The sequence below is a fragment of the Acrocarpospora sp. B8E8 genome, from assembly GCF_039871605.1.
GTDB classification, from domain to species: domain Bacteria; phylum Actinomycetota; class Actinomycetes; order Streptosporangiales; family Streptosporangiaceae; genus Acrocarpospora; species Acrocarpospora macrocephala.
Window position 1 is genome coordinate 13,601 of the sequence record NZ_JBDPLV010000019.1, and the last position, 24,857, is coordinate 38,457.

21 protein-coding genes are annotated in these 24,857 nt (G+C 68.6%); 8 read left to right on the top strand and 13 right to left on the bottom strand.

What is annotated here, in order from left to right; genetic code table 11:
* Positions 1-241: 241 nt before the first annotated feature.
* Together ABGB08_RS19970 and ABGB08_RS19975 are read right to left on the bottom strand one after the other, a co-directional pair.
* Positions 242-1,429 carry a hypothetical protein gene (locus ABGB08_RS19970; RefSeq protein ID WP_347592370.1) on the bottom strand — a complete coding sequence of 396 codons (1,188 nt, stop codon included), beginning with the start codon at positions 1,427-1,429 and terminating at the stop codon, positions 242-244.
* A 73-nt stretch (positions 1,430-1,502) separates the two neighbouring features.
* A complete protein-coding gene (locus tag ABGB08_RS19975; protein ID WP_347592372.1) occupies positions 1,503-2,570 on the bottom strand; it encodes a trypsin-like serine protease in 1,068 nt (355 codons plus the stop codon).
* Positions 2,571-2,760: 190 nt separating this feature from the next.
* On the opposite strand from ABGB08_RS19975, the gene ABGB08_RS19980 reads away from it, so the two are divergent.
* The gene (locus tag ABGB08_RS19980; protein WP_347592374.1) at positions 2,761-3,180 is read left to right on the top strand and encodes an SSI family serine proteinase inhibitor; all 420 of its coding nucleotides are present in this window, start codon (positions 2,761-2,763) and stop codon (positions 3,178-3,180) included.
* 55 nt (positions 3,181-3,235) lie between these two features.
* Here ABGB08_RS19980 and ABGB08_RS19985 read toward each other — a convergent pair whose 3' ends face one another.
* A complete protein-coding gene (locus ABGB08_RS19985; RefSeq protein WP_347592376.1) occupies positions 3,236-4,333 on the bottom strand; it encodes a serine protease in 1,098 nt (365 codons plus the stop codon).
* A gap of 389 nt (positions 4,334-4,722) precedes the next feature.
* Here ABGB08_RS19985 and ABGB08_RS19990 point away from each other — a divergent pair, with 389 nt between their 5' ends.
* Positions 4,723-5,577, top strand: coding sequence for a hypothetical protein (locus tag ABGB08_RS19990; protein ID WP_347592378.1), 855 nt, complete (start codon positions 4,723-4,725; stop codon positions 5,575-5,577).
* A 9-nt stretch (positions 5,578-5,586) separates the two neighbouring features.
* Complete coding sequence (locus tag ABGB08_RS19995; protein ID WP_347592380.1) at positions 5,587-6,549, top strand: zinc-binding dehydrogenase; 963 nt, start codon at positions 5,587-5,589, stop codon at positions 6,547-6,549.
* A gap of 60 nt (positions 6,550-6,609) precedes the next feature.
* Here the strand turns inward: ABGB08_RS19995 and ABGB08_RS20000 are convergent, their stop codons facing one another.
* The 7 genes from ABGB08_RS20000 to ABGB08_RS20030 all read right to left on the bottom strand — a co-directional run bounded on the left by ABGB08_RS20000 (position 6,610) and on the right by ABGB08_RS20030 (position 13,977).
* The gene (locus ABGB08_RS20000; protein ID WP_347592382.1) at positions 6,610-7,413 is read right to left on the bottom strand and encodes a helix-turn-helix transcriptional regulator; all 804 of its coding nucleotides are present in this window, start codon (positions 7,411-7,413) and stop codon (positions 6,610-6,612) included.
* On the bottom strand, positions 7,410-8,210 hold the full coding sequence (locus ABGB08_RS20005) for a DUF4097 family beta strand repeat-containing protein (RefSeq protein ID WP_347592384.1): 801 nt from the start codon (positions 8,208-8,210) through the stop codon (positions 7,410-7,412). Before ABGB08_RS20005 ends, ABGB08_RS20000 begins: the two co-directional genes overlap by 4 nt.
* Before the next feature lie 146 nt (positions 8,211-8,356).
* Entirely contained in the window at positions 8,357-9,979 is a 1,623-nt protein-coding gene (locus tag ABGB08_RS20010; RefSeq protein WP_347592386.1) for an amidohydrolase, read from the bottom strand.
* 76 nt (positions 9,980-10,055) lie between these two features.
* On the bottom strand, positions 10,056-11,534 hold the full coding sequence (locus tag ABGB08_RS20015; RefSeq protein ID WP_347592388.1) for an aldehyde dehydrogenase family protein: 1,479 nt from the start codon (positions 11,532-11,534) through the stop codon (positions 10,056-10,058).
* Entirely contained in the window at positions 11,531-11,929 is a 399-nt protein-coding gene (locus ABGB08_RS20020; protein ID WP_347592390.1) for a cupin domain-containing protein, read from the bottom strand. The genes ABGB08_RS20015 and ABGB08_RS20020 overlap by 4 nt, the downstream gene beginning before the upstream one ends.
* Before the next feature lie 27 nt (positions 11,930-11,956).
* The gene (locus ABGB08_RS20025; protein WP_347592392.1) at positions 11,957-13,558 is read right to left on the bottom strand and encodes an NAD(P)/FAD-dependent oxidoreductase; all 1,602 of its coding nucleotides are present in this window, start codon (positions 13,556-13,558) and stop codon (positions 11,957-11,959) included.
* A gap of 32 nt (positions 13,559-13,590) precedes the next feature.
* Positions 13,591-13,977: a nuclear transport factor 2 family protein gene (locus tag ABGB08_RS20030; RefSeq protein ID WP_347592394.1), complete on the bottom strand. Its 387-nt coding sequence runs from the start codon at positions 13,975-13,977 to the stop codon at positions 13,591-13,593.
* Positions 13,978-14,109: 132 nt separating this feature from the next.
* Between ABGB08_RS20030 and ABGB08_RS20035 the strand changes: the two genes are divergently transcribed.
* From ABGB08_RS20035 to ABGB08_RS20055, 5 genes are all read left to right on the top strand, one after another.
* Positions 14,110-15,222, top strand: coding sequence for a PLP-dependent cysteine synthase family protein (locus ABGB08_RS20035; RefSeq protein ID WP_347592396.1), 1,113 nt, complete (start codon positions 14,110-14,112; stop codon positions 15,220-15,222).
* Positions 15,223-15,340: 118 nt separating this feature from the next.
* A complete protein-coding gene (locus ABGB08_RS20040; RefSeq protein ID WP_347592398.1) occupies positions 15,341-16,408 on the top strand; it encodes an extracellular solute-binding protein in 1,068 nt (355 codons plus the stop codon).
* The gene (locus tag ABGB08_RS20045; protein WP_347592400.1) at positions 16,405-18,192 is read left to right on the top strand and encodes an ABC transporter permease subunit; all 1,788 of its coding nucleotides are present in this window, start codon (positions 16,405-16,407) and stop codon (positions 18,190-18,192) included. The genes ABGB08_RS20040 and ABGB08_RS20045 overlap by 4 nt, the downstream gene beginning before the upstream one ends.
* Positions 18,189-19,280, top strand: a complete 1,092-nt coding sequence (locus ABGB08_RS20050) for an ABC transporter ATP-binding protein (protein ID WP_347592402.1) — start codon at positions 18,189-18,191, stop codon at positions 19,278-19,280. The genes ABGB08_RS20045 and ABGB08_RS20050 overlap by 4 nt, the downstream gene beginning before the upstream one ends.
* 11 nt (positions 19,281-19,291) lie before the next feature.
* Complete coding sequence (locus tag ABGB08_RS20055) at positions 19,292-20,053, top strand: IclR family transcriptional regulator C-terminal domain-containing protein (protein ID WP_347592404.1); 762 nt, start codon at positions 19,292-19,294, stop codon at positions 20,051-20,053.
* Positions 20,054-20,073: 20 nt separating this feature from the next.
* Here ABGB08_RS20055 and ABGB08_RS20060 read toward each other — a convergent pair whose 3' ends face one another.
* The 3 genes from ABGB08_RS20060 to ABGB08_RS20070 all read right to left on the bottom strand — a co-directional run bounded on the left by ABGB08_RS20060 (position 20,074) and on the right by ABGB08_RS20070 (position 24,844).
* Positions 20,074-20,250, bottom strand: a complete 177-nt coding sequence (locus ABGB08_RS20060; RefSeq protein WP_347592406.1) for a DUF6104 family protein — start codon at positions 20,248-20,250, stop codon at positions 20,074-20,076.
* 154 nt (positions 20,251-20,404) lie between these two features.
* Positions 20,405-24,076, bottom strand: a complete 3,672-nt coding sequence (locus ABGB08_RS20065; RefSeq protein WP_347592408.1) for a multifunctional oxoglutarate decarboxylase/oxoglutarate dehydrogenase thiamine pyrophosphate-binding subunit/dihydrolipoyllysine-residue succinyltransferase subunit — start codon at positions 24,074-24,076, stop codon at positions 20,405-20,407.
* 126 nt (positions 24,077-24,202) lie between these two features.
* The gene (locus tag ABGB08_RS20070) at positions 24,203-24,844 is read right to left on the bottom strand and encodes a phenylalanine--tRNA ligase beta subunit-related protein (protein ID WP_347592410.1); all 642 of its coding nucleotides are present in this window, start codon (positions 24,842-24,844) and stop codon (positions 24,203-24,205) included.
* Positions 24,845-24,857: the final 13 nt, after the last annotated feature.

A 24,857-nucleotide genomic window follows, 5' to 3' on the forward strand; every position in this document is an offset into this window, starting at 1 on the left:
GAAAAGGACTTTACTCACGGAGCTGTCGCGACAAAAGACGATGTATTTAACGGGTTAAATGCGGCGCGTCATTAATCAACAGTCATCGCATGTCCGGCCATATTCTGATGTTCCCACTCCGGGCTCCGAAGTAGGGTGTGAGGTAAGTCACATGAAAAGCATCGTTTAACGAACCCCGGACATGGCGAAGGGCCTGGCTGATGGTGTGCGCCGCAGCCAGGCCCTTCGGTCTATGGGGTGATTACGCGATAGAACCCGACCACAGGTTCGCCGCGTGCTTGTAGATGTCGTAGGTCTCGCCGTCGAAGTACGGCGAGAGGCTGGTGTCGATCCGGTCGTTGCCGTCGGTGTCGGAGACCGCGGCCGTGACGCCGTTCAGGAAGCCCTTGCGGGTGCTGTTGCTGTACTTGTACATCCAGGCCGAACCCGAGGAGCCCTCACCGGTGAAGCTGCACTTGATGCCCAGCAGCTCCTCCGCCTTGATGGCCGCCGCCGAGGCGCCGAAGGTCTTGCCGTAGCACCACTTGAGGGTCTTGCCGGAGTAGGCGTAGTTGCCGTCCGGGTGCGACCCGCTCGGGTAGCCGAACACGTAGTCGGTGACGACGCGCTTCTGGTTCCAGGCGATGCCCTGCCCGCCCACGTTGTCGCCGAGGCGACCGGCGTCGACGAACTTCCAGATGTAATACTTGCCACCCGACTTCTTGGTGTAGTTGTTGACGACCCACGGGTAGCTGCCGTAGCTGCGGTACTTGTCGTACTCCTGCTTGCTGACCTGCTTCCAGTCGCCTTCGAGCGGGCCGCCGCTGTGCGGGGCCTTCAGGCCGTTGTAGACGGTGACGAAGGCGTAGTCCCGGTCGAAGTCCTCGTAGACGTCGAAGTCGTAGTGGGTGAAGGCCTGCTTGCCCACGTAGATGCCCCACGGGGTCTTGCCCTGGTAGTAGCCGGGCACGAACACCCAGTACTTCAGCGTGGCCGCGTTGGACTCGACGTCGTAGACGCAGTGGCCCGCGGTGGCGACCAGGTTGCGGTACTTGGACTGCAGCGAGGTGGCCGTGCACCAGTGCGGCTTCTTGTCGTCGTCGAGGAAGAAGACCTTGCCGGTGGTCTTGGGCAGGTTGACGTTCTTGGACTTGGTCGATCCGGCGCCGCCGATGGGCTCGACCTTGCCGGCCTTGCCGTCGGCGGCCGGGCCGCCCTTGGACAGGTGCTTGGCGACGACCTGCGTCTCCACGTCGTACGGCGTGGCCGCGATGAGGTTGGCCTTGTTCTGGGCGTACCAGAAGGCGACGACGTTCCAGGCGGCGACGCCGGTGCCGGCCAGCGGGTCGGCGGCCACGTCGTCGGCGGCCGCGGCGGGGGAGACCAGGGCGGCGCTCAGTAAGCCGGCGGACGCGGTGAGGAGGACGAGGTTCTTCGCACGGGTGTGCATGGGACTCCTTCAAGCCAGAGGGTGTGCTGGGATGAAGGTAAAGACATGTGCTTTCAAGTGGCTTGCAGACCACTTAGCCCGTGGCTTGCTTGGCCGCCTCGGCGTACACGCGCTGGGTGACGGCGTTGAAGTACGGCGTCGAGATCGCGTCCAGCTTGCCGTCGCCGTTGACGTTCCAGGTCAGGCTGGTCACGCCGTTGATGAACCCGGTCTGCCTGGCCTGGTTGTAGTTGAGCACCCAGGGGCCGCCGCTGGCCCCGGCGGTGAACCCGCAGGACCGCAGCAGCACGCCGTGGCTGAGCAGGTAGGTCGGGGCGGTCACGTACTTCCGGTCGGTCACCCCGCTGCACGGGCGCACCGTCTGCCCGTTGTACGGCCTGCTCCCGTCCGGATGCGCCCCCGCCGGGTAGCCGAACGCGTTGACCGCCAGCGAGGTGCCCTTCGTCGCGGTGAATCGGAACGCGCCAACCTTGTCTTCCAGGCGTCCCACGTCGGTGCGCTGGTAACCGCCCGAGGTGGTCTTCCAGGTGAAGCCGCGGTTCACGGTCACGAACGCGTAGTCCCGGTCGAAGTCGCCCTTGCCCGGGTAGTCCAGGTGCAGGAAGAGCGTGTGCCCGACGTAGATCCCGGCGTCGGTGCTCCCGTTGGCGTACGACGGGATGAAGATCCAGTTCTCCACCGTGCGGTTCTGGGCGAGCGAGTAGCCGCAGTGGCCGGCGGTCGCCACCAGGTTGCGGTTCTTGGAGTGCACCACCGAGCCGGAGCACCAGTACTCCTTGGTTCCGAGCTTGAAGAACACCTTGCCGACCATGGGCGGCTGGTTCGGGTCCTTCTTGGCCGCCTTCTTCTTGTCGGGGACGGCCTTCGCGCTCGCCGGCGCGACCTCCGCGACGGACGGGGTGGCCTTCGCGCCGCGGGACGGTTTGCTGCTCGGCACGTAGGTGCTGGCCTGCCTGAGGCGTTCCGGTGTCCAGTAGGCGGCGATTCGCTGCATCTCGGTGGCGCTCGAGCCGAGCGAGTAGGTCACCACATCGTTCGGCAGCAGGGTCTGCGTGGGAGCCTGTGCCAGTGCCGGTCCCGAGGCCACGAGCACGGCGGCCACGCTCACGCCTAGGGCGGTGAGGGGGGTTCGCCTGGACATCGGGGGCCTTTCCGCTGGTGATATCGATTCTGAAGGGTGATTTTTCCAGATCCACTGTGATTCGGCACACCTTCTTGGCTGTCTCGTTATGAAACAGGTGGAACCGAACGCGCCTGGAGTGCGTCAGATTTCCCCATGGCGCGGAGTGGGCACTTGATCGTCCTGCCGGCCCGCGGAGATCGTTGCGCTCATGCGCATGCCGTCCGGGGGCCGCCTGGCCGCCCTTCTCGCCGCTACTGCCCTCGTGACCTGCTCGGCGGCCACGCCGCCGCCACCGGTCCAGCCCGATCTCCCGCAACCGGGGAAAAACAGGGAGTTCGTGCTCAGCATCGGCCACGACGGGACAACGAACAAACGCTTCGTGCTGCTCGGGTGCTCGCCGCCGCGTGGCACCCACCCGAAGGCCGCCGCGGCGTGCGCCACGCTGGCCAAGGTCGGCGGCGACCTCACCGCGCTGGAACCCGACCAGGACGCCATGTGCACGAAGGAATTCATGCCGGTCACCATCACCGCCAACGGCGTCTGGGACGGCAGGTTCAGCTGGTTCGAGCGTACCTACGGCAATGCCTGTGAGATGCGCTCGATGATGGGCCCGCTGTTCGACTTCTAACACGCGTTGGGCCCGGCCCCCCTAGGGGGAGCCGGGCCTTTCGTCTATCGATGGATCACTGGGTCCACCGGTTGGCCGCGACCTTGTAGACGTCGTAGGTCTCGCTGTTGAAGTACGGCGAGGACAGACGGTCGTACCGGTCGTTTCCGTCGGTGTCCCAGGCGACGCTGTTGACACCGTTGAGGAGGCCGGTGCGGCTCTTGCTCTTGTAGTTCAGGAGCAGCGGGCCGCCGCTGGCGCCCGCGGTCATGCCGCACTTGAGGCCGATGTGCTCCTGCAGGTTGTACTTCGCGGCGGCAGGCATCGGAGCGGTCTTGCCGTAGCACCACTTCATCGTCCGCCCGGTGAACGGGCGGTCGCCGTCGGGGTGCGGGCCCGCGGGGTAGCCGAAGGAGAACACGGTGACCTTGGTGCTGCGGTTCCAGGTGAAGCCCTGGCCGCCCACGTTGTCACCGAGTCGCCCGACCGGCGTCTTGGTGAACTTCCCCTTGTCCCAGGTGACCTTGAACCCGGAGGAGACGTTGACGAACGCGTAGTCGTAGTCGTAGTCCTCCTTCACGACGAAGTCGTCGTGCGCCTGGTACCACTTGGCGGGGTAGATCCCGTACGGGGTCTTGCCCTCCCACGCCTGGTTCCCATCCCAGTACGACGGGATGAAGATCCAGTTGTCGTAGAACCGGTTGCTGTCGGGGTCGTACACGCAGTGTCCCGCGGTGGCGACGACGTTGCGGTACTTGCCCTGCAGCGACGTACCCGAGCAGTACTTCCAGCTCTTGGGGTCGAAGGGGTTCTTGCCCGGCAGGGTGAAGAACACCCGGCCGACCGTGTTGGGCAGGTTGACCTGCTTGCTCTTGGTGGTCACCTTCGCTTCGCCGCCGATGGGCGGGACCACGCCGGCCTTGCCGTCCGGCTCGGCCGCGCTGGGCTTGCCCGAACCCTTGACGGAGTTGCCCAGATCCTCGGTGCGGTCCTTGGCCGCCCGAAGCCGCTCGGGCGTCCAGAACGCGGTGGCCGCGTCCGCGGTGGTGACGGCCGCCTTGGCGGTGACGTCCTGGGGGTCGGTGGCCGACGCGGAGGTGCTGGCGCCGACGACGCCGAACGCGACCAGCGCGCCGGCGACGGGGATGGAGATGCGCCGTGCTCGGGAGATCAATGTGACTCCTTTCTTAACGAGTCCGGCGCGCTTGGACGGGCCGCGCAGGTGCCCACCGGGGCTGCCTACTGTCGCGGCGATCCACTTCACGCTTTTCTCGTTAAACGGTTGGGACGAATTTGAGGGAACGTCCCAATTCAGAGGAAACGCATAGAACGTTAATGACCGTTCGCCGCGTGCGGCGCAGCTATAACGAGAAGGCTCGGCGTGGTGGCCCTTCCGTTATCCATAACCGCCGGTTATGAATTGTCTGCGCAGGTCATCGGGCATATGAGGAATCGGTTGACAAGTTATTCGCGGCCGGTCTCCATCGATTTCCATCTCGCCTGTAACAGGCGCATCAAAAGTGTCAGGTTGCCAGCCGGACGCCGGGGGCTGATGATTTCGGTGTGGCAGGGTTCGACGTGATCGAACAGCGGCCGTCGCGGCGGCGCTGGATCGCGGGAGTGGTGCTCGCGCTGGCGGTGGCGGTCCCGATCGGGGGCGTGCTGTTCAGCCGGGACACCCGCGCGCCCGAGCCGGAGCCGACCCCGCGTCCGGAGGTGTCCGCGTTACCCGCCGCCGCGAACATGGTGCATCCCGTGGAGACCGGGGACGAGGTCCGGACGATCAAGGTCGCCTTCCCGGACGGCAGCCGGGCGCGGGTCAGCTATCCGGCGGATCTGCGCCTGGCCGATCTGGGCGTGCGGCCGTACGCGACGGTGCTGATGGGCACGGCCTTCCGCGAGCTGATCGCGCCCTACCAGGGCGCCGCCGAGGTGGCCGCGGGCGGGCCCATGATCAGGAGGCTGACCCCGCAGGTGTCGCTCTGGCCCCGCCAGGTGGGCGGCGGCGGCCAGATCCTGCTGTACGGCTTCGACGCCTGGCAGATCACGCTGCGGGACCAGCCGATGCCGCTCACCTTCGAGGACCGGATCACGCTGGCCGAGAGCGTGCACGGCGAGGTGACCTCGGATGGTTTCCTCACCTTCCGTACCGATCCGCCGGTCGAGCTGATGAAGCCGGGGCGCATCCTGGCCGGGCAGCCGGTCGGCCCGCAGCTGTGGATCGGCGGCGGGGTCGGGCCGCTGGTGGTGCTCACGCCACTGCCGGACTGCGGCGCCGACTCCCGGATCGCGCCCGCCATCACCCGCCGCTCCGGGGCCTTCGGCGCGGCCTGCCGGAACGGCTACCAGGTGTCGGCGTCGGGGCGGCGCGACTTCGTGGAGCGGGCCATTGAAACCATCAAGATCCGGCCAGAGTAATGTTCTGGCATGTTCGCTGTCACCGCATCGAAGACCGATCCCGACGACCCGCTCAACGGCCTGACGCTCGGCGAGCGCCCTGACCCGGCGGTCCCCGACGGCTGGACCACGGTCCGCGTCCGGGCCGCCGCGCTCAACCACCACGACCTGTGGACGCTCAAGGGCGTCGGCATCAGCCAGGACCGCCTGCCCATCGTGCTCGGCTGCGACGCCGCCGGGGTGGACGAGGACGGGCGGGAGGTCATCGTGCACGCGGTCATCGGCACGCCGGTGCACGGGGACGAGACGCTGGATCCGAAACGGTCCCTGCTGTCGGAGGTCCACGACGGCACGTTCGCGGAGAAGGTCGCGGTGCCGCGCGGGAACCTGGTGCCGAAACCGGCCGGGCTGTCCTTCGAGGACGCCGCCTGCCTGCCGACCGCCTGGCTGACCGCCTACCGGATGTTGTTCGAGAAGGCGGCGGCGCGGCCGGGGGAGACCGTGCTGGTGCAGGGGGTGGGCGGTGGCGTGGCGACCGCGCTGATCGCGCTGGGCCGGGCCGGGGGCCTGCGCATGTGGGCCACCAGCCGGTCGGCGGACAAGCGCGAGCGCGCGCTCGACCTGGGCGCGGACCAGGTCTTCGAGACCGGGGCCCGGCTGCCGGAACGGGTGGACGCGGTCATGGAGACCGTCGGCCTGGCCACCTGGGACCACTCGCTCAGCGCGGTGCGGCCGGGCGGGCGGGTCGTGATCAGCGGGGCCACCAGCGGCTTGGTGGCCCCTACCAAGCTGGCCCAGGTGTTCTTCCAGCAGAAGTCGATCATCGGCTCGACGATGGGAACCCGGGAGCAGCTGGCCCGGCTCGCCGTCTTCCTGGACCAGACGGGCCTCCGCCCGGTGATCGACCGGGTGCTGCCGCTGGAGCGAGCCGGGGAGGGCTTCGCCGCGATGCACGCGGGAGACCTCTTCGGCAAAGTGGTGTTCACCGTATAGGCGGGCTGCTGGGGGAGGGCATGGGCGACCGCCGGTTGATCGCGGGAGCCCTGGTTCGGGTCAGGAGTCGAAGCGGGACTTGATTTGGGCCGCGGCATCCTCCAAGATCGCCCGGCAGGCGGCCAGATCGGCGTCGGACAGGCGGGTCTCGGCCGCGCCGGAGCGGATGTCGGAGACGAAGTCCGCCAGTGACTGGCCGAGGGCGGCGTCATTGGCCGTCGCCTGCTCGGCGGAGACGTCACCGCCGCGTTCCGGGCCGAACGGGAAGCCGGTCATGGACCAGGTTTCGGTCCAGATCCGCCGCCACTCGCTCTTCCAGCGGTCGGTCTCGTCCTTCCACTGCCGCTTCTGCCGCCGCCACTCCTCCTTCTGTTCCTCCCGCTGGCGTCGCCACTCGTCCTTCTGCTCTTCTCGCTGGCGTCTCCATTCGTCCTTCTGGCCGCGCCAGGCGTCCCTGGAGTCCCTGCCGTGTTCCTGGTTGATGTTCCTGGCCATCTGGGTGAGCTCCTGGCGCAGCGAGCGCACGGTCTGCCGCACGTCCTCCTTGACCTCGCGCGCGATGTCCTGCACCGAGGCGGTGATCTCGCGCTCCAGGTCGGCCAGCTCGTCCATCCGGTCGGCCAGCTCGGCCCGGCCCTGATCGGTCAGGGTGAACACCTTCTTGCCCTCGACCACCTCGTGGGTGACCAGGCCCTCCTCCTCCAGCCGCGCCAGCCGGGGATAGATCGTGCCGGGTGAGGGGGAGTAGACGCCGAGGAACCGGTCCTGGAGCAACCGGATCACCTCGTAACCGTGCCGTGGGCTCTCCTCCAGCAGCTTCAGCAGGTAGAGCCGAAGCCGTCCATGCCCGAAAACGGGACTCATGCCTGGGTGTCCTTACTTAGCAGGGTGATCTCTCCCGAGACGGTGGTGGCCCGCAGCGAGGCCATGCCGCCGCCCAGCCGGCCCGACAACGACCGCTGGCCCGGCCCGCCGCCGTTCATGAGCCCGGGGAACTCGCTCTCCAGCGTGCCGGAGGTGGATTTGAGGGACACGTCGGTGTGAACCGTACGCGGAAGGCGGACGAACACCGCGCCCGAGATGCTGGAGAACGTGACGTTGCCGGTCGGGGTCAGCTCCAGGTCGGCGGTGATCCGGCCGGTCACCGTCTTCGCGCGGAGCCGGTGCGGCACGCCGTCGGCCACGGTCAGCTCGCCGGAGACGCTGCTGAAGGTGAGATCTCCGGCCAGCGCCCGGCTCTCCACCGTGCCGGCCACGGTGTCGGCGGCGATGTCGCCGCTCACCCCGTCCAGCACGATATTTCCTGACACGCTCTTCACCCGGGTGCGGCCCTCGAACCCGGCCAGCACCGCGCCCGCCGTGATCACCCCCGCCTGCACCGGGCACTCCTTCGGCACGGTCAGGGTCAGCACGCAGCGCCGGTCTCCGGACCGCAGCCAGCCGAGCACCCCGTCCCAGGTGAGGTCGCCGTAGCTGACGGTCAGCCAGCCCTCCTCGTCGTGCTCCACCACCAGCGGCGCGCCGCGGATCTCGCTGACCTCCAGGGTGGGCGGTCCTTCGCTGGCGAGCACCGCCAGGTGACCCCCGACGATCCGCACCGACAGCCCGGTGACCGGGCCGAACGTCAGCTGCTCGGGTTTCTCTATGGTCCAACGGGACATGACGCAGCGCCTTTCACGCGAACATCGCTATAAACACGATATGTCGCGTAAGGCGAAAGTCAAGATGTATCGCGTTACTGGGAAGCCGCAGAAGGCCTCCTACGCTCGCGTCGGCGGCAGCACCGCACCGGTCTGCTCGTCCACACTCAGCCTCGCTCAAAGACCAGCGTTCCGCCGATCCAGGTCTGCAGGACGGTCAGGGCGGCCAGATCCGTCGGCTCGGTTTCCAACGGGTCCGCGGCCAGGATGACGAAGTCGGCGAACTTGCCCACCTCGAGCGAGCCGACCCGGTCCTCCCAGCCGATCGAGAACGCCGACCACTCGGTGTACATCCGCAGCGCCTCCTCGACCGTGACCGCCTCCTGGGCATCCAGCACGTCGCCGTCGTTGGTACGCCGGGTGACCGCGGCCTGCATCGCGGGGAACGGGTCGTGCTGGTCCTCGGTGATGCCGATCGCGTCGGAGTTGCCCGGGATCGGCAAGCCGTGGTCAATCAGCCTACGGAACGGCATCACGGTCCCGATCCGGTCGCTGCCCAGGTGCGCGACGTATCCGGCCGCAGTGGTCAGGATGAAGGCCGGCTGCGGAACGGGGACGACTCCGGAGGCTACCAGCCGCTTGATCCGCTCGTCGGTCATGAACATGTTGCCCGCGTGCTCGATGCGGTGCCTGGCGACGCCGTGCCGCCCGGCCGGCAGTGCCAACGCGCCGTCGAGAGCCTGGTCCAGGGCACGGTCGCCGATCGCGTGTATGGCGATCTGCAGTCCCGCATCATCGGCGGTGGCGACCAGGGCGGCGACCTCCTCGTCGGTGAACGCCAGTTCACCGCGGTAGCCGGGCTGGTCGGGGTAGTCCTCGTGGAGGGCGGACGCCCCTGCGGTGAGCCCGCCGTCGAGGAAGACCTTGAAACCGACCATCGCGAGATGGTCCGGGTCGAGGGCGTCGATACGGTCCTTGGTACGGCCGGTGCGCACGTCCCCGGCCGACACCACGGCCTCCAGCTTCGGGTACAGCGCGGCGCGCAGCACCAGGTCACCGTCGACAGCAACGGAAGCGATCGCTTCCAGCCCCGCGCGGTGCAGCGGGATGTCGCCGACCGTGGTGACGCCGACGGCGAGGTACCGGTCCTGCACTCGCTTGATCGCCGCCGCGAGATCCGGGACCGACGGCTGCGGGCCGCCGAGAGGCTCGAACATGTCGTAGGTGCGGCCGGTGGCGACGCCGGTGGCCGGGTCGCGCTCGATCCGGCCGCCGGGCGCGTTCGGAGTGTCGTCGTCGACACCCAGCAGCTCCAGGCCCAGCGAGTTGAAGACGTTGAGGTGGTAGCTCGCCCGATACATCACCGGGTGGGTGGTGCTGACCCGGTCCAGATCGTGCCGATCGGGATAGCGCCCCTCGGCGAGCTTGAGATTCTGGTAGTGCTCCCCCTGACCGAGGATCCACTCGCCGGCGGTCGTGGCGCCGGCGCGCTCCGCGAGCACGGCGACAAGCTCCTCGATGCTCGATACCCGGGACGAGCGGCAGTCGATGGCGAGCTCCCAGGCATAGGCGAGCAGCTCCAGGTGGGAGTGGCAGTCAACCAGCCCGGGGAGCACCGCCGCACCGGCCAGGTCGACGACGCGCGTCTCTCCGGCCCCCGCGAGAATCTCCTCCGTCGTCCCGATCGCCGCGATCCGGCCGTCCTCGGCGCGAAACGCCTCCGCGACGGTTCCGGCCCGGTCCATCGTGCGGACCCGGCCACCGACGAAGCACACGGTCTCTGTTGGCACTGCTCTACCTCTTTCTGGGCATGGTTGTGAAGCCGCCGTCGCGGGTGCGGCCGACGGCGGCGGGTCAGGAGGTGCTTCAGCGGACGGCAGGCATTTGCACGGTCTTGGTCTCCAGGTACTCCTCGACGCCGAGCCGTCCCCGCTCCCGTCCGAGACCACTGCCGCGCATGCCACCGAACGGCAGGGCCGGCTCGCTGACCAGCGAAGTGTTGACACCGACCGAGCCCGCCTTGAGCTTGCGGGCGATCGCGGTCGCGGCGGCTCGGTCACCGCCGAACACGTACGCCGCAAGGCCGTACTCGGTCGCATTGGCCAATCGGACAGCCTCGTCGACGTCGGCGCAGCGGATGACGCTGAGCACCGGACCGAAGAACTCCTCGCCGAGTACGGCGGGCTGGCTCTTTCCCTCGGCCGTCAGCAGCGTCGGCGCCAGGAACGCGCTCACCTCGTTCTCGGCAGTCCTGGCACCGCCCGCGACGACGGTCGCACCGCCCGCCACGGCCTCGGCCAACTGCGCCTCGATCCGTCCCACGGCCGCGTGGTCGATGAGCGGGCCCATCGTGGTCGCCGGGTCGTGCGGGTCGCCGAGGACGATCTGGTCGACCGCCGCGGTGAGCTCGGCGACCAGATCGCCGGCCTTCGACTCGACGACGTACACCCGGTTGGCGGCCATGCACGCCTGCCCGGAGTTGAGGAACCGGGCCCGGACCAGGTCACGCGCGGTCTGGACGACGTCCGCGTCGGGAAGCACCACCGCGGCCGCGTTGCCGCCCAGTTCGAGCAGGACCCGCTTGATCGACGACGCGGCCTTGCGCATGACGAGCTCGCCCACCTTGCGCGACCCGGTGAGGCTGATGCACGCAACCTCGGGGGCGTCCAGCAAGACGTCGCTGACCCGCTGCGGATCGTCGGCGACGACGACGTTCAGGACACCGGACGGGAGACCCGCCTCCTCGAAGCAGCGGGCGATGGCCAGCGCGGTGAGCGGCGTCTGCGGGGCCGGCTTCAGCACGACCGTGCAGCCGGCCGCGAGCGCGGCGCCGACCTTGCAGGCCACCATGAACGCCGGGAAGTTCCACGGCGTGATCGCCAGGACCACCCCGATCGGCTCGTGCAGCACGAGGGCGTCGCGTCCGGGCGCGACGTCGGCCCAGGCCTCACCGGGGAGACGCAGCGTCTCGTGGCTGAACCACTCGAAGAAGCGGACCGTGTTGCGGGCCTCGCCGACCGCCTCGGCCAGCGGCTTGCCGGTCTCCGCGCTGATGAGCTCACCGATAGCCTCGACCCGCTCCCCCAGCAGGTCGGTCGCACGGCTGAGGATCTCGAAGCGCTGCCAGCCGGTCGCCGCCGACCACCCGTCGAGGGCGGCCGCCGCCGAAGCGACCGCCGCGGCGGCCTGGTCGGCGTCGGCGTCGCCAACCGCGCAGATCGTGGCCCCGGTGGCCGGGTCGTGGACCTCGAACGTGTCCGGGGAGGTCACCCAGGTGCCGTCGATCCACGAGCCCGGACTGTCGCCCACGAGCCGTGCGACCAGATCGGCCGCCCGGCTGCTCATCGCGCGCCCTCGGCGCCGCAGGCGGCGTACTCGGCCTCGCCGACCTCTCCCGTCCACTCGACGTCACCGAAGTGGAGCGCCAGCTGGATCAGCTGGGCGGACGCGGTGGCGCCGTGCCAGTGCTCGATCCCGGGCTCGGTCCAGACGACGTCGCCCGGACGCATCACCACCACCTCGCCGCCGCGCTCCTGGATCCAGCCCTCGCCGGAGACGGTGTAGAGCATCTGGCCGCCCGGGTGCCGGTGCCAGTGCGTGCGCGACCCGGGCGCGAAGAACATGTTGAGGGCGCGGGTCCCGCCGCCGGCCAGGACGATGTCCGACCAGACCTGTCCGGTCGTGGTCTCCGACCGCATGGCCGACACCCGGTCCGCCGGAATGCCTCGTCCGATGATCATCGTGCTCCTCTGGTTCGTGGGGTCGCGTCAGTCGGTGGTACGGCGGATGTCGGTCAGCACGCGGTTGCTCGCGTTGTAGCCGGTGACGCCGCTCATGAAGTTGGCCGGCCAGTTGCCGACGCCGGTCAGGTAGAGCCCCTCGACCGGGGTCCGGTAGTCGGCGCAGCCAGGGATCGGGCGCGAGTCGAAGATGTGCCCGGGCACGATGTCGCCGTGGGCGCCGTTGCCCTCGACGAGGGCGAATTCGCGCTCGAGGTCCAGCGGCGAGTAGACGTGTACGCCGGCCAGGACCTCGGACAGGTTCGGGATGTGCTCCTCCAACGCTCCGACCACGGCCTTGCCCAGGTCGTCGCGCTGCTCGTCCCAGGTGCCCTCGGCCAGGTGATACGGAACTCCTCGGACGCTGATGCTCATGAAGTGGCATCCCGGTGGGGTCAGCGAGGGGTCGTGCGCCGAGTCGATCATCGCCGTGACGGTGGGGCGCTTGGTCCAGCGCCCGAGCACCGCTTCGTTGTAGGCGTTCTGGAGCACGTCGATGCTGGCCGCGACCCGGAAGTTGGTGCCGAGGAAGAGACGGTTCTCCTCCTCGTCCTGCGCGGCGGCGAACCGTGGCGTGCCGTCGAGCGCGAGGTGGACCTTGGCGGAGGTGCCCTTCATGCGGACAGCCTTGGCGAGGTCGTACATGTCCTCCCCGATGTCCTCGGGTCCGACCAGCTCGGTCAGGGTCAGCTTCGGGTTCGCGTTGGAGACGACCCGGGGTGCGCGGAACTCGCGACCGTCGCTGAGGGCGACACCGATGACCCGCTGATCCTCGCAGAGGATGCGCTCGACCTGCGCGCCGGTGAGGATCGTGGCTCCCTGGGCGCGGGCGGACGCTGCCATCGCGCCGGTCACGGCGCCGATGCCGCCCAGCGGCGCCGCGTTCCGCATCATCAGCTCGTTGTCGTCGTGGCTGCCGACGCTGCGGAGTGATTCTTCCCACAGCGGCCGCTGAAGCAGCAGGTAGCCGCTGCCCGGTGTGCGCGGGCCGACGAAGTTGGTCGCGACCGCGGTGCCGGCGAAGAACGCCTGCAGCTGCGGCGACGAGAGCCGCTCCTCGAGGATGTCCGCGACCGGACCGAACATGATCGACTCGAAGTCGCGGCGCTGGCGCGGGGTGGTGAAGCGGGCGGCCACCTCGGCGAACGACGGCGGCGGGTCGTAGAAGGAGACCTTCATCTGCCGGGCCACCGAGGCGTACAGCCCGATGACCGAGGCGTAGCCATCGAGGTCCGCGTCCCCGTGCGCGAACTGCTCCATGACCGCCCGGCGCTTGGCCCGATCCGGCCAGGCCGGCAGGGCCCGGCCGTCCGCGAAGAGGGTCAGGGATCCGAGCGGCGGGTGGGCGAAGCGGAGCCCGTGCTTCGCCAGTTCGAGCTCCGCAGCGATACGCGGATCGAGGCTGTGGCTCGCATTGGCCACGCTGCTCCCGCGGTAGCCCGGGAAGATCTCTTCGGTGACGCAGGTGCCACCGACGACGTCGCGCCGCTCTAGGGCAAGCACCTTCAACCCCGCCCGAGCCAGGTACCCGGTGGCCACCAGACCGCTGTGCCCGGTCCCGACGACGATCACGTCGTACGCCTGCTCCATCCGCTTCCTCTCGTTCCGTCGCCGTTCCAGGGTCAGCCCAGCGGACTGATACGTCGAGCCGAGACGCGCCAGCCCGCGTCGGTGCGGGTCACGGTGTCGCGATAGATCGCGGCGGTGACCTCCCCTCCCGCCCGCAGCGCGAGCGCCTTGCTGGCGCATTCCGCGGTGTCGTCGTCGACGCCGCCCACCACCACATTCGTAATGTGGTGACTGACCGCGGGCGTCGCGATCGCCTGGAAGGCCGCGATCACGTCATCGAGCCCGTTGGCCGTGAGACGGCCCGGGTTGTCGAAGGAGATCTCGGGCGCGAAGACCTCTCCGAGCCGGTCGTACTCGTGGGCGTCGAGGATGTAGGCGGCCCGGTTGAGGACTTCCTCGATCGCTCGGGCGTCGGCCGGGTGCACGGGTTGGTTGATCACTGGACTCCTTCAAAAGTTCCATACAGTGGAAGTCAAACTTCCGCACCATAGGATGCCTTCGAATCCGAACCCGGTCAAGCGCCACCCCGGCATCCGCGAGAGCGGTCGGAAGACCCCCGAAGGAGACCTCGAATGACGATGTGCAAGCAGACCCGTGCCGACCGGACCTGGGTCGACGAGGCGATCCGTCGCGTCGAGGCCGATGCCACCCGCAGTTCCGACACCCACCTGCTGACCTTCGACCTGCCCGGTCGGCACGGCATCGACCTCTACCTGAAGGACGAGTCCTCGCACCCGACCGGGAGCCTCAAGCACCGGCTCGCCCGCTCGCTCTTCCTGTACGCGCTGTGCAACGGCTGGATCGGCCCGGCCACGACGGTGGTCGAGGCCTCCAGCGGCTCGACCGCGGTCTCCGAGGCCTACTTCGCCCGTCTGCTGGACCTGCCGTTCATCGCCGTCGTCCCGGCCTCGACCAGCCCGGCCAAGCTCAAGCTCATCGAGTGGCACGGCGGGCGCTGCCAGGTGGTGGATCATCCAGGACAGGTGTACGACGAGGCGCGGCGTCTCGCTGCCGAACTCGGTGGCCACTACCTCGACCAGTTCACCTACGCCGAGCGGGCCACCGACTGGCGCGGCAACAACAACATCGCCGAGTCGATCTTCGAGCAGATGTCCGGCGAGGCGCAACCGGTGCCGGCCTGGATCGTCGCCGGCGCCGGGACCGGCGGAACGGCGGCGACCATCGGGCGCTACCTTCGCTACCGGCGGCACCCTACCCGGCTGCTGGTGCCGGATCCCGAGCACTCGGTCTTCCTCGACGCCTGGCGCCTCGGCAATCGCGGACTGCAGTCGGCCGAAGGCTCCCGGATCGAGGGGATCGGCCGCCCACGGGTCGAGCCGTCTTTCATTCCTGAGGTGATCGACGAGATGGTCCGCGTGCCGGACGCGGCGTCGGTCGCGACGATGCTGTGGACCTCGCGCCGCCTGGGCCGCCGGGTCGGACCCTCGACCGGGACGAGCATGTGGGCGACCCTCCAGCTCATCGCCGGACTGGAGCGCAACGGCGAGCGAGGCAGCGTGGTGAGCCTGATCAGCGACGGCGGCGAACGCTACGCCTCGACGTACTACGACGCATCCTGGCGCGCGGACCAGGGCATCGACGTGGCGCCATACGTCGCCTTACTGGACGAATACGAACGTTCGGGATCGCTTGCGGCGTCAGGAAAGCCCGGCTGCAGCTCTTGACAGGCCGCCGCCCGGGCCACAGCATCTCTGCAATGGAAGTCGCACTTTCATTCTGTGGAAGCGCAACCCGAGGTGGTTCACTCACCCCACCGGCCGCCCTGACCAAGAAGGAACCCTAATGCGAACATATCTCGACGCCACCAGGGGTCGGCGCCGCGTCGGCGCCGTGCTGGCCGCGGTTGTCGTGGCCCTGGGCAGCCTCGCGGCCTGCTCGGGCGGCGGAGACGAGAAGGGGTCGATCACGTACGCCGGGTTCGGCGGCACCTACCAGGAGGCCGTCAAGGCGGCGCTCTTCGACCCGTACTCGAAGGACACCGGCGTCAAGGTCCTCTACGACAGCAGCGGCTCCGACGTCGCCAAGCTGGTGCAGATGTCCAAGTCCAACTCGATGACCCTCGACCTGATCGACGCCGAGGACTCCTCGCTCGCCCAGTTCATGGCCGCCGGCGTGCTGCAGCCGATCGACACCAAGAGCCTCAACGGATTCGCCGACCCGAGCGCGGTCACCGAATACTCGGTGCCGTGGTACACGTTCTCGCGCAACCTGTTCTGGAACAAGGACAAGGTACCCGGTGGCCTCGCTTCCTGGGCCAACCTCTTCGACACGAAGCGCATCCAAGGCAAGCGCGGCATGGTGGCGCTGCCCTGGGGAATCATCGAGGGCGCCCTGATCGCCGACGGCGTCAAGGTCGACCAGCTCTACCCGCTCGACCTGAACCGCGCCTTCGCCAAACTCGACACCATCCGCGACGACACCGTCTTCTTCACGTCCAACGGTGACCTGCAGAACGCCATCTCACAGGGCGAAATCGCGCTGGGCTACGGGAACCTCGCGCGGATCAAGAGCATCGCCAAGAGCGGCGCGGTGCCGCTGGACTACACCTGGGAGGGCGCCGTCCTCTCCGTCCAGCAGCTCGTCATTCCCAAGGGGGCGCCGGACGAGCCGGACGCCCTCAACGCGATCACGTACTCGTTGAAGCCCGAGGTCCAGAAGGCGATCATGGACAAGCTCGGTTACACGCCGTCGCTGAAGTCGTTGCTCGACGGCCTCGACGCCAAGACTCGCGCCGACCTTCCCGGCACCGAGGAAACCGCCAGTGACGAGACCTTCCGCATCGACGTGGACTGGTGGGCCAAGAACGGCGCGGACGTGCTCAAGCGCTGGCAGGACTGGCAGAACGCGTGACCACCCCGCCGACATCCCCAGACGCGGAGCTTTCGGGGCCGGCCTCCCGCAGTGCGGGAGGCCGGCGCCGCCGCCGGCGCGGCTGGGACCTGGGCGGGGTTCCCGCGGTCTTGGTCGTGACCCTGGTCTTCGTGCTTCCCGTCGCGATCCTCTGCCTGCGCAGCGTCACGGAACCGACCTTCGGCCTGGAGAACTTCACCCGGCTCCTCGGGCACTCCGGTTATGTCGACAACATCGTGCGGACGATCCTGATCTCCGCGGCCTCGACATTCGTGGCGCTGGTCTTCGGCTACCCAATCGCGTACCAGATGGTGCACGGCGGCACCTGGCTGCGCACCTTCCTGACGGTGGCGATCATGGCGCCGTACCTGACCTCGATCCTGCTGCGGTCGTTCTCCTGGCTGGTGATCCTCGGGCGCCAGGGCCCGGTCAACAAGCTGATCGAGCAGTTCGGCCTGGAGCCGATCGGGATGGTCTTCACGCCGATCGCGGTCGTCGTCAGCCTCTCCCACTACCTGCTACCGCTGATGATCCTGCCGCTGGCCGCCACGATGCGCTCGGTGGACGACTCGCGGGTGCGCGCCGCGACCAGTTTGGGCGCCGGGCCGGCCCAGGCGTTCGTCCGGATCTATCTACCCTTGACCAAGCCTGGCATCCAAGCGGGATCGGTCCTGTGCTTCGTCTACGGCATCGGCGCGTTCGTGATCCCCGCGCTCCTCGGCGGCTCCAAGGGCAGCATGCTCGGCTCGCTGATCCACAGTGCGATCAAGCAGAGCGGCGACTACGGCCTTGCCTCGGCCGCTGCTCTCGTGCTCGGCGCCCTGGTCCTGGTCATCGTCCTCGTCTTCCAGCGGCTGACCGGGATGTCGACGACCGAGCTCGCCGGGCGGTCCGGCGCAAGGGCCACCCGCTCCCCCCACGCCAAGCGTGGCGGCGGACGCGCCCTCAGGCTCGCGGGACGCGCGGCCGGCCGTCTCGACCGCCTCGGCGTCACCCGCAGCCGCAGACTGCCGAAGGTCCTGGCCGCCACCCTCGGCGCCCTCGTGCTGGCGCCGCAGTTCATCGTCATCCCGATCTCGTTCGCCTCCACCCAGGCGCTGATCTTCCCGCCGGTCGGCTACTCGACCCAGTGGTACTCGGAATTCTTCACCGCGAGCTGGCTCGATCCGCTCGCGGTCAGCGTCCGGATCGCGCTCTTCGTGACCGTCATCGCCGGAGTGCTCGGGACGCTTGCCGCGATGGGCGTCGTCCGGGGAGCGGTCCGCGGGTGGGGAGCGTCGACCTCGACCCTGATGATGCTGCCGCTGCTGTTCCCCACGGTGGTCGCCGCTGCCGGCTTCTCCATGGAGTTCGAGCGGATCGGGCTCGTCGACACCGAGCTGGGGATCGTCCTGGCCCACGTGACGCTGGCTCTGCCGTTCGTGTTCAGCGTGGTCAGCGCGGGGCTCCGCTCGCTCAACCCGGTCTACGAGCGAGCCGCCTCCAGCCTGGGTGCGAGCCGGACGGTCCAGCTGCGCCGGATCGTGCTGCCGCTGATCGCCCCGTCCATCCTGACCGCCGGCCTCTTCGCGTTCCTGACCTCGTTCGACGAATCGACGGTCGCGATCTTCCTCTCCGGCGTTCACGTCAAGACGCTCCCCAAGCGGATCTTCGAAGCGCTCTCACTGGAGACCAACCCGACCGTGGCGGTGATCTCCGTCTTCGTCATGGCATGCGCCGCCGTCATCTGGCTCGGCTATGCGCTGTTCCGCCGTCTCACCCAGATCTCGAGGAGCAACTCATGACCTCCGGCCACGGCGCGATCCACTTCGACAACGTGCGCAAGGAGTATGCCGACCAGGTCGCCGTCGACGACCTCACCCTCACGATCGAGCCTGGTGAGTTCTTCACCGTGCTCGGCCCGTCAGGATCGGGGAAGACCACGACCCTGATGATGCTTGCCGGTTTCACGGACCCGACGTCGGGGACCATCCGCGTCGATGGCATCGACATCGCGCACGTGCCGAGCGACAAGCGCAACATCGGTGTCGTATTCCAGGACTACGCGCTCTTCCCCCACATGTCCGTCCGCGACAACCTCGCGTTCCCACTGGAGATGCGCAAGGAGCCACGCGAGGTCATCGCCGAGCGGGTAGACCGGGCGCTCGAGCTCGTCGACATGGCCGCCGCGGCCGACCGGCTGCCCGACCAGCTCTCCGGCGGCCAGAAACAGCGGATCGCGGTGGCGCGGGCAATCGTGTTCGACCCGGCGTTCCTGCTCATGGACGAGCCACTGGGCGCCCTCGACCGAAAGTTGCGACAGCGTCTCCAGGTCGAGCTCCGGCAGCTCCAGCAGGCGCTGAAGGTGACAATGATCTACGTCACCCACGACCAGGAGGAGGCGATGTCGATGTCTGATCGCATCGCCTTGATGAACCACGGCCGGATCGAGCAGATGGGGACACCACGGGAGCTCTACGAGCATCCCCGGTCTGCCTTTGTCGCGGACTTCCTCGGCACCAACAACATGTTCGCGGTCCATCCCGAGGCCCCGGGGCGGCTGAGCGTCCAGAACGGCGGCCTGCTGTCAGTCGACGACGGCAGGGGCGTGCCCGCCGACGCGTCTGTGGCCGCGGTGCGTCCGGAGCGGATCGCGCTGACGGACATCGCAGCTGCCCCACCTTCTGGGTTCAGCCGTTGCACCGGGAAGATCACGCACCGTCTGTACCTTGGCTCGCACACGATGTACACCGTCCACTCCGAGACATTCGGCCCGGTGCGGGTGCAGATGCAGCATGATGACGGCGAGCACCCCTACCGCACCGGCGAGACAGTGGGGATGATCTGGCGGACACGCGATGTGAACGTCTTCGGCTCGCCGGCCGAAGGATGAAGGAGGATCCGGTGACCGAGCTGTCAGACGAGCCCACCGAGCAGCGCGGCGTCAGGTCGGTGATCCGTGCGCTCAACCTGCTCTCCGCGGTCGCTCGCGGGAGCCGGACACTCACCGAGCTCGCCGGCGAGGCCGGTGTCAGCCTGAGCACCGCATCGCGGCTCCTGGCAACCCTGAAGATGGCTGACTTCCTGGAACAGGACGGGGATGGTCAGTTCGTCCCCGGTCCCGAGCTGACCGCGCTCCTCTACGCCAGCGACCAGTGGTCGGGAATCCGCAAGCTCGCGGGAGAAGCCGCCGCCAGGCTCCGCGACGAGCTCGACGAGACCGTGGCGTTCTTCGTCCGCTCCGGGAATGACCGTGTCTGCATCGAGTCGGCCGAGTCCGGCAGGCTCGTGCGGAGGGTCTGCCACCCCGGTGAGCGCGGGCCGGTGTACCTGGGCGCCGCAGGTAAGGCCCTTATCGCCTTCAGCAACGCCGAGCACGGCTACCTCGGTCTGCCGCCGGGCACCGACGAGTTCAAGACAGAGTCCGGGGCCGTGCGTACCTTGGCCGATCTGCGGGCCGAATGCGCCGTCATCCGAGAACGTGGCATGGGCTACAGCGGTCGCGAGTCGACCGAGGAATCGTGGGCGGTCGCAGCGCCTGTCTTCCGGGGTGACCTCCTTCTCGGCGTGCTGGCCGTGGTCGTCCCGATGACCCGGTCGGACGAGCAATACGTCGCGACGATCCAGGCGGCTCTGCGGCGAGCGGCGGCGGCCCACAGCCGCTGAGCGCCCCACTGATCGAGTCGTCAATCGTCCTCGTCGTCGAGACGCGCCAGCCAGGTCGCCAGGCGCTCGATCGGGGTCTCGAACTCGGGGTTGAGATCGACGAACTCGCGCAGGCGCTCGGCCAGCCACAGCATCGCCACCTCCTCCTCGCCTCGACGCTCGACCAGCTCCTCGATGCCCCGGTCGGTGAAATACACGGTGGTGCCTCCCCAATATGGAGAAGTCCCCCGCGGCCCGGGCCGCGGGGGACTTCTCGTCTTCCATGCCTGTTAATCAGAAACCCGTCCCATAGACAGCCGCATAGCCGCCGACCAGGCGATTCACCGCCGCAGCTGTCCAGATCACGACTTTCTAATTAAACCCGAAGATCTCGTCCACGATCGCGGCGAGCTCGGCGTCGTGCGCGGCGTGCGACCCGGCCGCCGGCGAGGAGTTCGGCGTCCGCGAGACCCGCCCCAGGCGACGGCCCGCGAGCGCGTCCGGCCGCTCGGTCATCTTGAGCGCCAGGTACGGCCACGGCCCCATGTTGACCGGTTCGTCCTGCGCCCACACCAGCTCGACGTTGTCCGCATACCTGGCCAGCTCCGTCTTGAGCGGGTTCTCCGGGAACGGGAAGAGCCGCTCAAGCCGGACGAGCGCCACATCCTGGCGGCCCGACTTGTCGCGGGCGGCGGCCAGGTCGTAGTGGATCTTGCCCGAGCAGAGCACCACCTTCGTGACGTTCGCCGGATCCACCGTCTCGTCGCCGAGCACCGGCCGGAACGCGCCCGAGGTGAAGTCCGCCGTGGCCGAGGCGGCCGCCTTGGCGCGCAGCATCGACTTGGGCGTGAACACGATCAGCGGCTTGCGCCGGTCCGACAGCGCCTGCCAGCGCAGCAGGTGGAAGTAGTTCGCCGGGGTGCTCGGCTGCGCCACCGTCATGTTGTCCAGCGCGCACATCTGCAGGAACCGCTCGATCCTGGCGGAGGAGTGGTCCGGGCCCTGGCCCTCGTAGCCGTGCGGCAGCAGCAGCACCACCGAGGACCGCTGGCCCCACTTCTGCTCGCCGGCCGAGATGAACTCGTCGATGATCGACTGGGCGCCGTTGACGAAGTCGCCGAACTGCGCCTCCCAGAGCACCAGCGCCTCGGGGCGCACCACGCTGTAGCCGTATTCGAAGCCGAGCGCCGCGAACTCGCTGAGCAGCGAGTCGTAGACGTAGAACTTCGTGGTGCCCTCGTTGAAGGCCTTCAGCGGGGTGTGGTCCTCGCCGGTCACCCGGTCCACCAGCACCGCGTGCCGCTGGCCGAAGGTGCCCCGGCGCGAGTCCTGGCCGACCAGGCGGACGGGATGGCCGTCCAGCAGCAGCGAGCCGAAGGCGATGGTCTCGCCGGTGGCCCAGTCGATCGCGTCCTCTTCGATCATCGAGCCGCGCTTCTGGATCACCGGCCACAGGCGCGGGTGCGGGGTGAAGCCCTCGGGCAGGTTGAGCTGGGTGTCGATGACCCGCTTGACCGTCTCCTGGGAGATCGCCGACTTGACGTCGTCGTGCGACCAGGGGATGACCTCGTCGGCGGGCGGCTTGACCACCGCGCCCGGCTCCAGCGGCTTCCTGGCCGCCTCGCGGGTCTCGGTGAAGGCCCGCTCCAGCTGCTCCTGGTAGTCGCGCAGCGCCTGCTCGGCCTCCTCGACCGAGATGTCGCCGCGGCCGATCAGGGCCTCGGTGTAGAGCTTGCGGGTGGAGCGCTTGGCGTCGATCAGGTCATACATGAGCGGCTGGGTGAAGCTCGGGTTGTCGGCCTCGTTGTGGCCGCGCCGCCGGTAGCAGATCATGTCGATCACGACGTCCTTGCGGAACGCCTGGCGGTATTCGAAGGCCAGCTTGCCGACCCGCACGACCGCCTCGGGGTCGTCGCCGTTCACGTGGAAGATCGGGGCCTGGATCATCTGGGCCACGTCCGTCGCGTACACCGAGGAGCGGGACGAGGCGGGCGCGGTGGTGAAACCGACCTGGTTGTTGACCACGATGTGCACGGTGCCGCCGGTGCGGTAGCCGCGCAGCTGCGACAGGTGCAGCGTCTCGGCCACCACGCCCTGGCCGGCGAAGGCCGCGTCGCCGTGCACCAGCACGGGCAGCACGGTGAAGCCTTCCTCGCCGCGCTCCAGCAGGTCCTGCTTGGCCCGGACGACGCCCTCGAGCACGGGGTCGACGGCCTCCAGGTGCGACGGGTTGGCCACCACCGAGGCGGTGATCTTGCAGCCGTTCGGCGAGACGAAGTCACCGGTCGCGCCGAGGTGGTATTTCACGTCGCCCGAGCCGTGCGCGGAGCGCGGGTCCAGGTTGCCCTCGAACTCGCCGAACACCTGCGCGTACGACTTGCCGACGATGTTGGCCAGCACGTTCAGGCGGCCCCGGTGGGCCATGCCGATGACGACCTCGTCCAGTTCCTCGGCCGCGGCCGCGCAGATCACCGAGTCCAGCAGCGGGATCAGCGACTCGCCGCCCTCCAGTGAGAACCGCTTCTGGCCGACATACTTGGTCTGCAGGAACGTCTCGAACGCCTCGGCGGTGTTGAGGCGGCTGAGCACGTGCAGCTGCTCTTCGCGGTCCAGCCGGGCGTGCGGCTTCTCCACCCGGGCCTGGATCCAGGCCCGCTCCTCGGGGCCCTGGATGTGCATGTACTCGATGCCGACCGTGCGGCAGTACGAGTCGCGCAGCACGCCCAGCACCTCGCGCAGCGTCATCAGCGGGCGACCGCCGAAACCGCCGGTGGGGAACTCGCGCTCCAGGTCCCACAGGGTCAGGCTGTGCTTGGTGATGTCCAGGTCGGGGTGCTTGCGCTGGCGGTATTCCAGCGGGTCGGTGTCGGCCATCAGGTGGCCGCGCACCCGGTAGGCGTGGATCAGCTCGATCACCCGCGCCGACTTGGCCACGTCGTCGTCGTGCGTGGCCGACACGTCCTGGGTCCACCGGACCGGCTCGTACGGAATGCGCAGCGACTCGAAGATGTCGTCGTAGAAGTCGTCGGCCCCCAGCAGCAGCTGGTGGATCCGGCGCAGGAAGTCGCCCGACTGGGCGCCCTGGATGATCCGGTGGTCATACGTCGAGGTGAGCGTCATGACCTTGCTGATCGCCAGCCGGGACAGGGTGTCGCCGGAGGCGCCCTGGTATTCGGCCGGGTATTCCATCGCGCCGACACCGATGATCGTGCCCTGGCCGGGCATCAGCCGCGGCACCGAGTGCACGGTGCCGATCGTGCCCGGGTTGGTCAGCGAGATCGTGGTGCCCTGGAAGTCGTCCACGCCCAGCTTGCCGGACCTGGCCTTGCGCACGATGTCCTCATACGCCATCCAGAAGTGCAGGAAGTCGAGGGTCTCGGCGTTCTTGATGGACGGGACCAGCAGCTGCCGGGTGCCGTCGCTCTTCTGCACGTCGATGGCCAGGCCCAGGCCCACGTGCTCGGGCTTGAGCAGGGTCGGCTTGCCGTCCACCTCGGTGTAGGCGTGGTTCATCTCCGGCATGCTCTTCAGCGCCTGGACGATCGCGTAACCGATCAGGTGGGTGAAGGAGATCTTGCCGCCGCGCCCGCGGGACAGGTGGTTGTTGATGACGATCCGGTTGTCGATCAGCAGTTTGGCCGGGACCGCGCGCACGCTCGTCGCGGTCGGCACCGCGAGGGACGCCTCCATGTTGAGGGCGGTCCTGGCGGCGGCGCCGCGCAGCTTCTCCTCTTGCGCGCCCGCCGGAACGGGGGTCGCCGCCTTCGGCTTCTGCGGGGCAGGAGCCTGGGGGACGGCCTTTGGCGGGGCTGCTTTCGTCGCCGGGGGGGTCTGGGTTGCGGGAGCGGCGGCAGGGGTGGCGCCGTTGGGGGCCCCCGGGGGCGGGGCTGTCTTCCCCGTCCCGTTGTAATCAGCGAAGAAGTGCCACCAGGCCTTGTCCACCGACTCCGGATCCTGGAGATACTTCTGGTACAGCTCGTCGACAAGCCACTCGTTTTGCCCGAAGCTTGCCAGCGGGTTAGACCGCGACGACTCTGACGACACGGCGGAAATCGCCCTCTTCCGCAGATCGGCGTTGATGTTAAGAACCTGTCCAAGGCTACTCGCCCGGAACAGTGAGGCGCGCCCTCTCCTACCCTATGGCTTCACCGTTGGAGCGTCACAACCGCATCAGGCCAGGAGGCGGGTTTCGGTCCGGACATTAGGGGAGATCTCGCCCAGCAGGTTCGCCAATTCCCCGCCTGCCGCGGTCAGTTCGTCAATGGACAGGGGCTCCAGGCGCTCCAGTAGGAACACCGCGTCCCCGGTCTGCTCGGTGATGCGCGTCCTGACGCACTGCCGCCAGTTCCAGCGGCGGCAGGTGACGCCCACGTCGTCCCGCCAGACCACCTCGCCGATCTCCGGCTCGCCCAGGGCCTCGTCGGAGGGCTCGTCGCCGCTCGCGCGTACCAGGCGGGCCGGGCCCGCGTAATGTCCGGCGTCCTCGCCGCCGATGGGCAGCGCGTGCCGTACCGACACGGCGTTGTACGCGTCGACCACGAGGTTGATCTCGGGGAGCGGCATGCGCCGGATCAGGGCGTCCACCGAGGGGCGGGTGCGCTGGGGTTTCGCGCCGAAGGCGCGGTAGGCGGCGCGCCACGCCTCGATCTTCTCGTGATCGAGGGGTACGGCTTGCGCCGCGGCGTCGGCCAGCCAGGCTCGGGAACGTTCGTCGGAAGGGCCGTTGCGCAGGCCGTACGCGCCGATGACCAGTACGGCGAAGTCGGGTCGTAGTTCGCGGACGTGGTCGTCCACCCAGATGTCCTCGATCACACCGACCAGGGTA

Coding starts and splice junctions, on each gene's coding strand:
- ABGB08_RS20020 (WP_347592390.1), bottom strand. CDS start 11,929: ATGATCATCGGACGAGGCATTCCGGCGGACCGGGTGTCGGCCATGCGG.
- ABGB08_RS20050 (WP_347592402.1), top strand. CDS start 18,189: ATGACCTCCGGCCACGGCGCGATCCACTTCGACAACGTGCGCAAGGAG.
- ABGB08_RS19995 (WP_347592380.1), top strand. CDS start 5,587: ATGTTCGCTGTCACCGCATCGAAGACCGATCCCGACGACCCGCTCAAC.
- ABGB08_RS20035 (WP_347592396.1), top strand. CDS start 14,110: ATGACGATGTGCAAGCAGACCCGTGCCGACCGGACCTGGGTCGACGAG.
- ABGB08_RS20040 (WP_347592398.1), top strand. CDS start 15,341: ATGCGAACATATCTCGACGCCACCAGGGGTCGGCGCCGCGTCGGCGCC.
- ABGB08_RS19970 (WP_347592370.1), bottom strand. CDS start 1,429: ATGCACACCCGTGCGAAGAACCTCGTCCTCCTCACCGCGTCCGCCGGC.
- ABGB08_RS20015 (WP_347592388.1), bottom strand. CDS start 11,534: ATGAGCAGCCGGGCGGCCGATCTGGTCGCACGGCTCGTGGGCGACAGT.
- ABGB08_RS20000 (WP_347592382.1), bottom strand. CDS start 7,413: ATGAGTCCCGTTTTCGGGCATGGACGGCTTCGGCTCTACCTGCTGAAG.
- ABGB08_RS19980 (WP_347592374.1), top strand. CDS start 2,761: ATGCGCATGCCGTCCGGGGGCCGCCTGGCCGCCCTTCTCGCCGCTACT.
- ABGB08_RS20005 (WP_347592384.1), bottom strand. CDS start 8,210: ATGTCCCGTTGGACCATAGAGAAACCCGAGCAGCTGACGTTCGGCCCG.
- ABGB08_RS19975 (WP_347592372.1), bottom strand. CDS start 2,570: ATGTCCAGGCGAACCCCCCTCACCGCCCTAGGCGTGAGCGTGGCCGCC.
- ABGB08_RS20025 (WP_347592392.1), bottom strand. CDS start 13,558: ATGGAGCAGGCGTACGACGTGATCGTCGTCGGGACCGGGCACAGCGGT.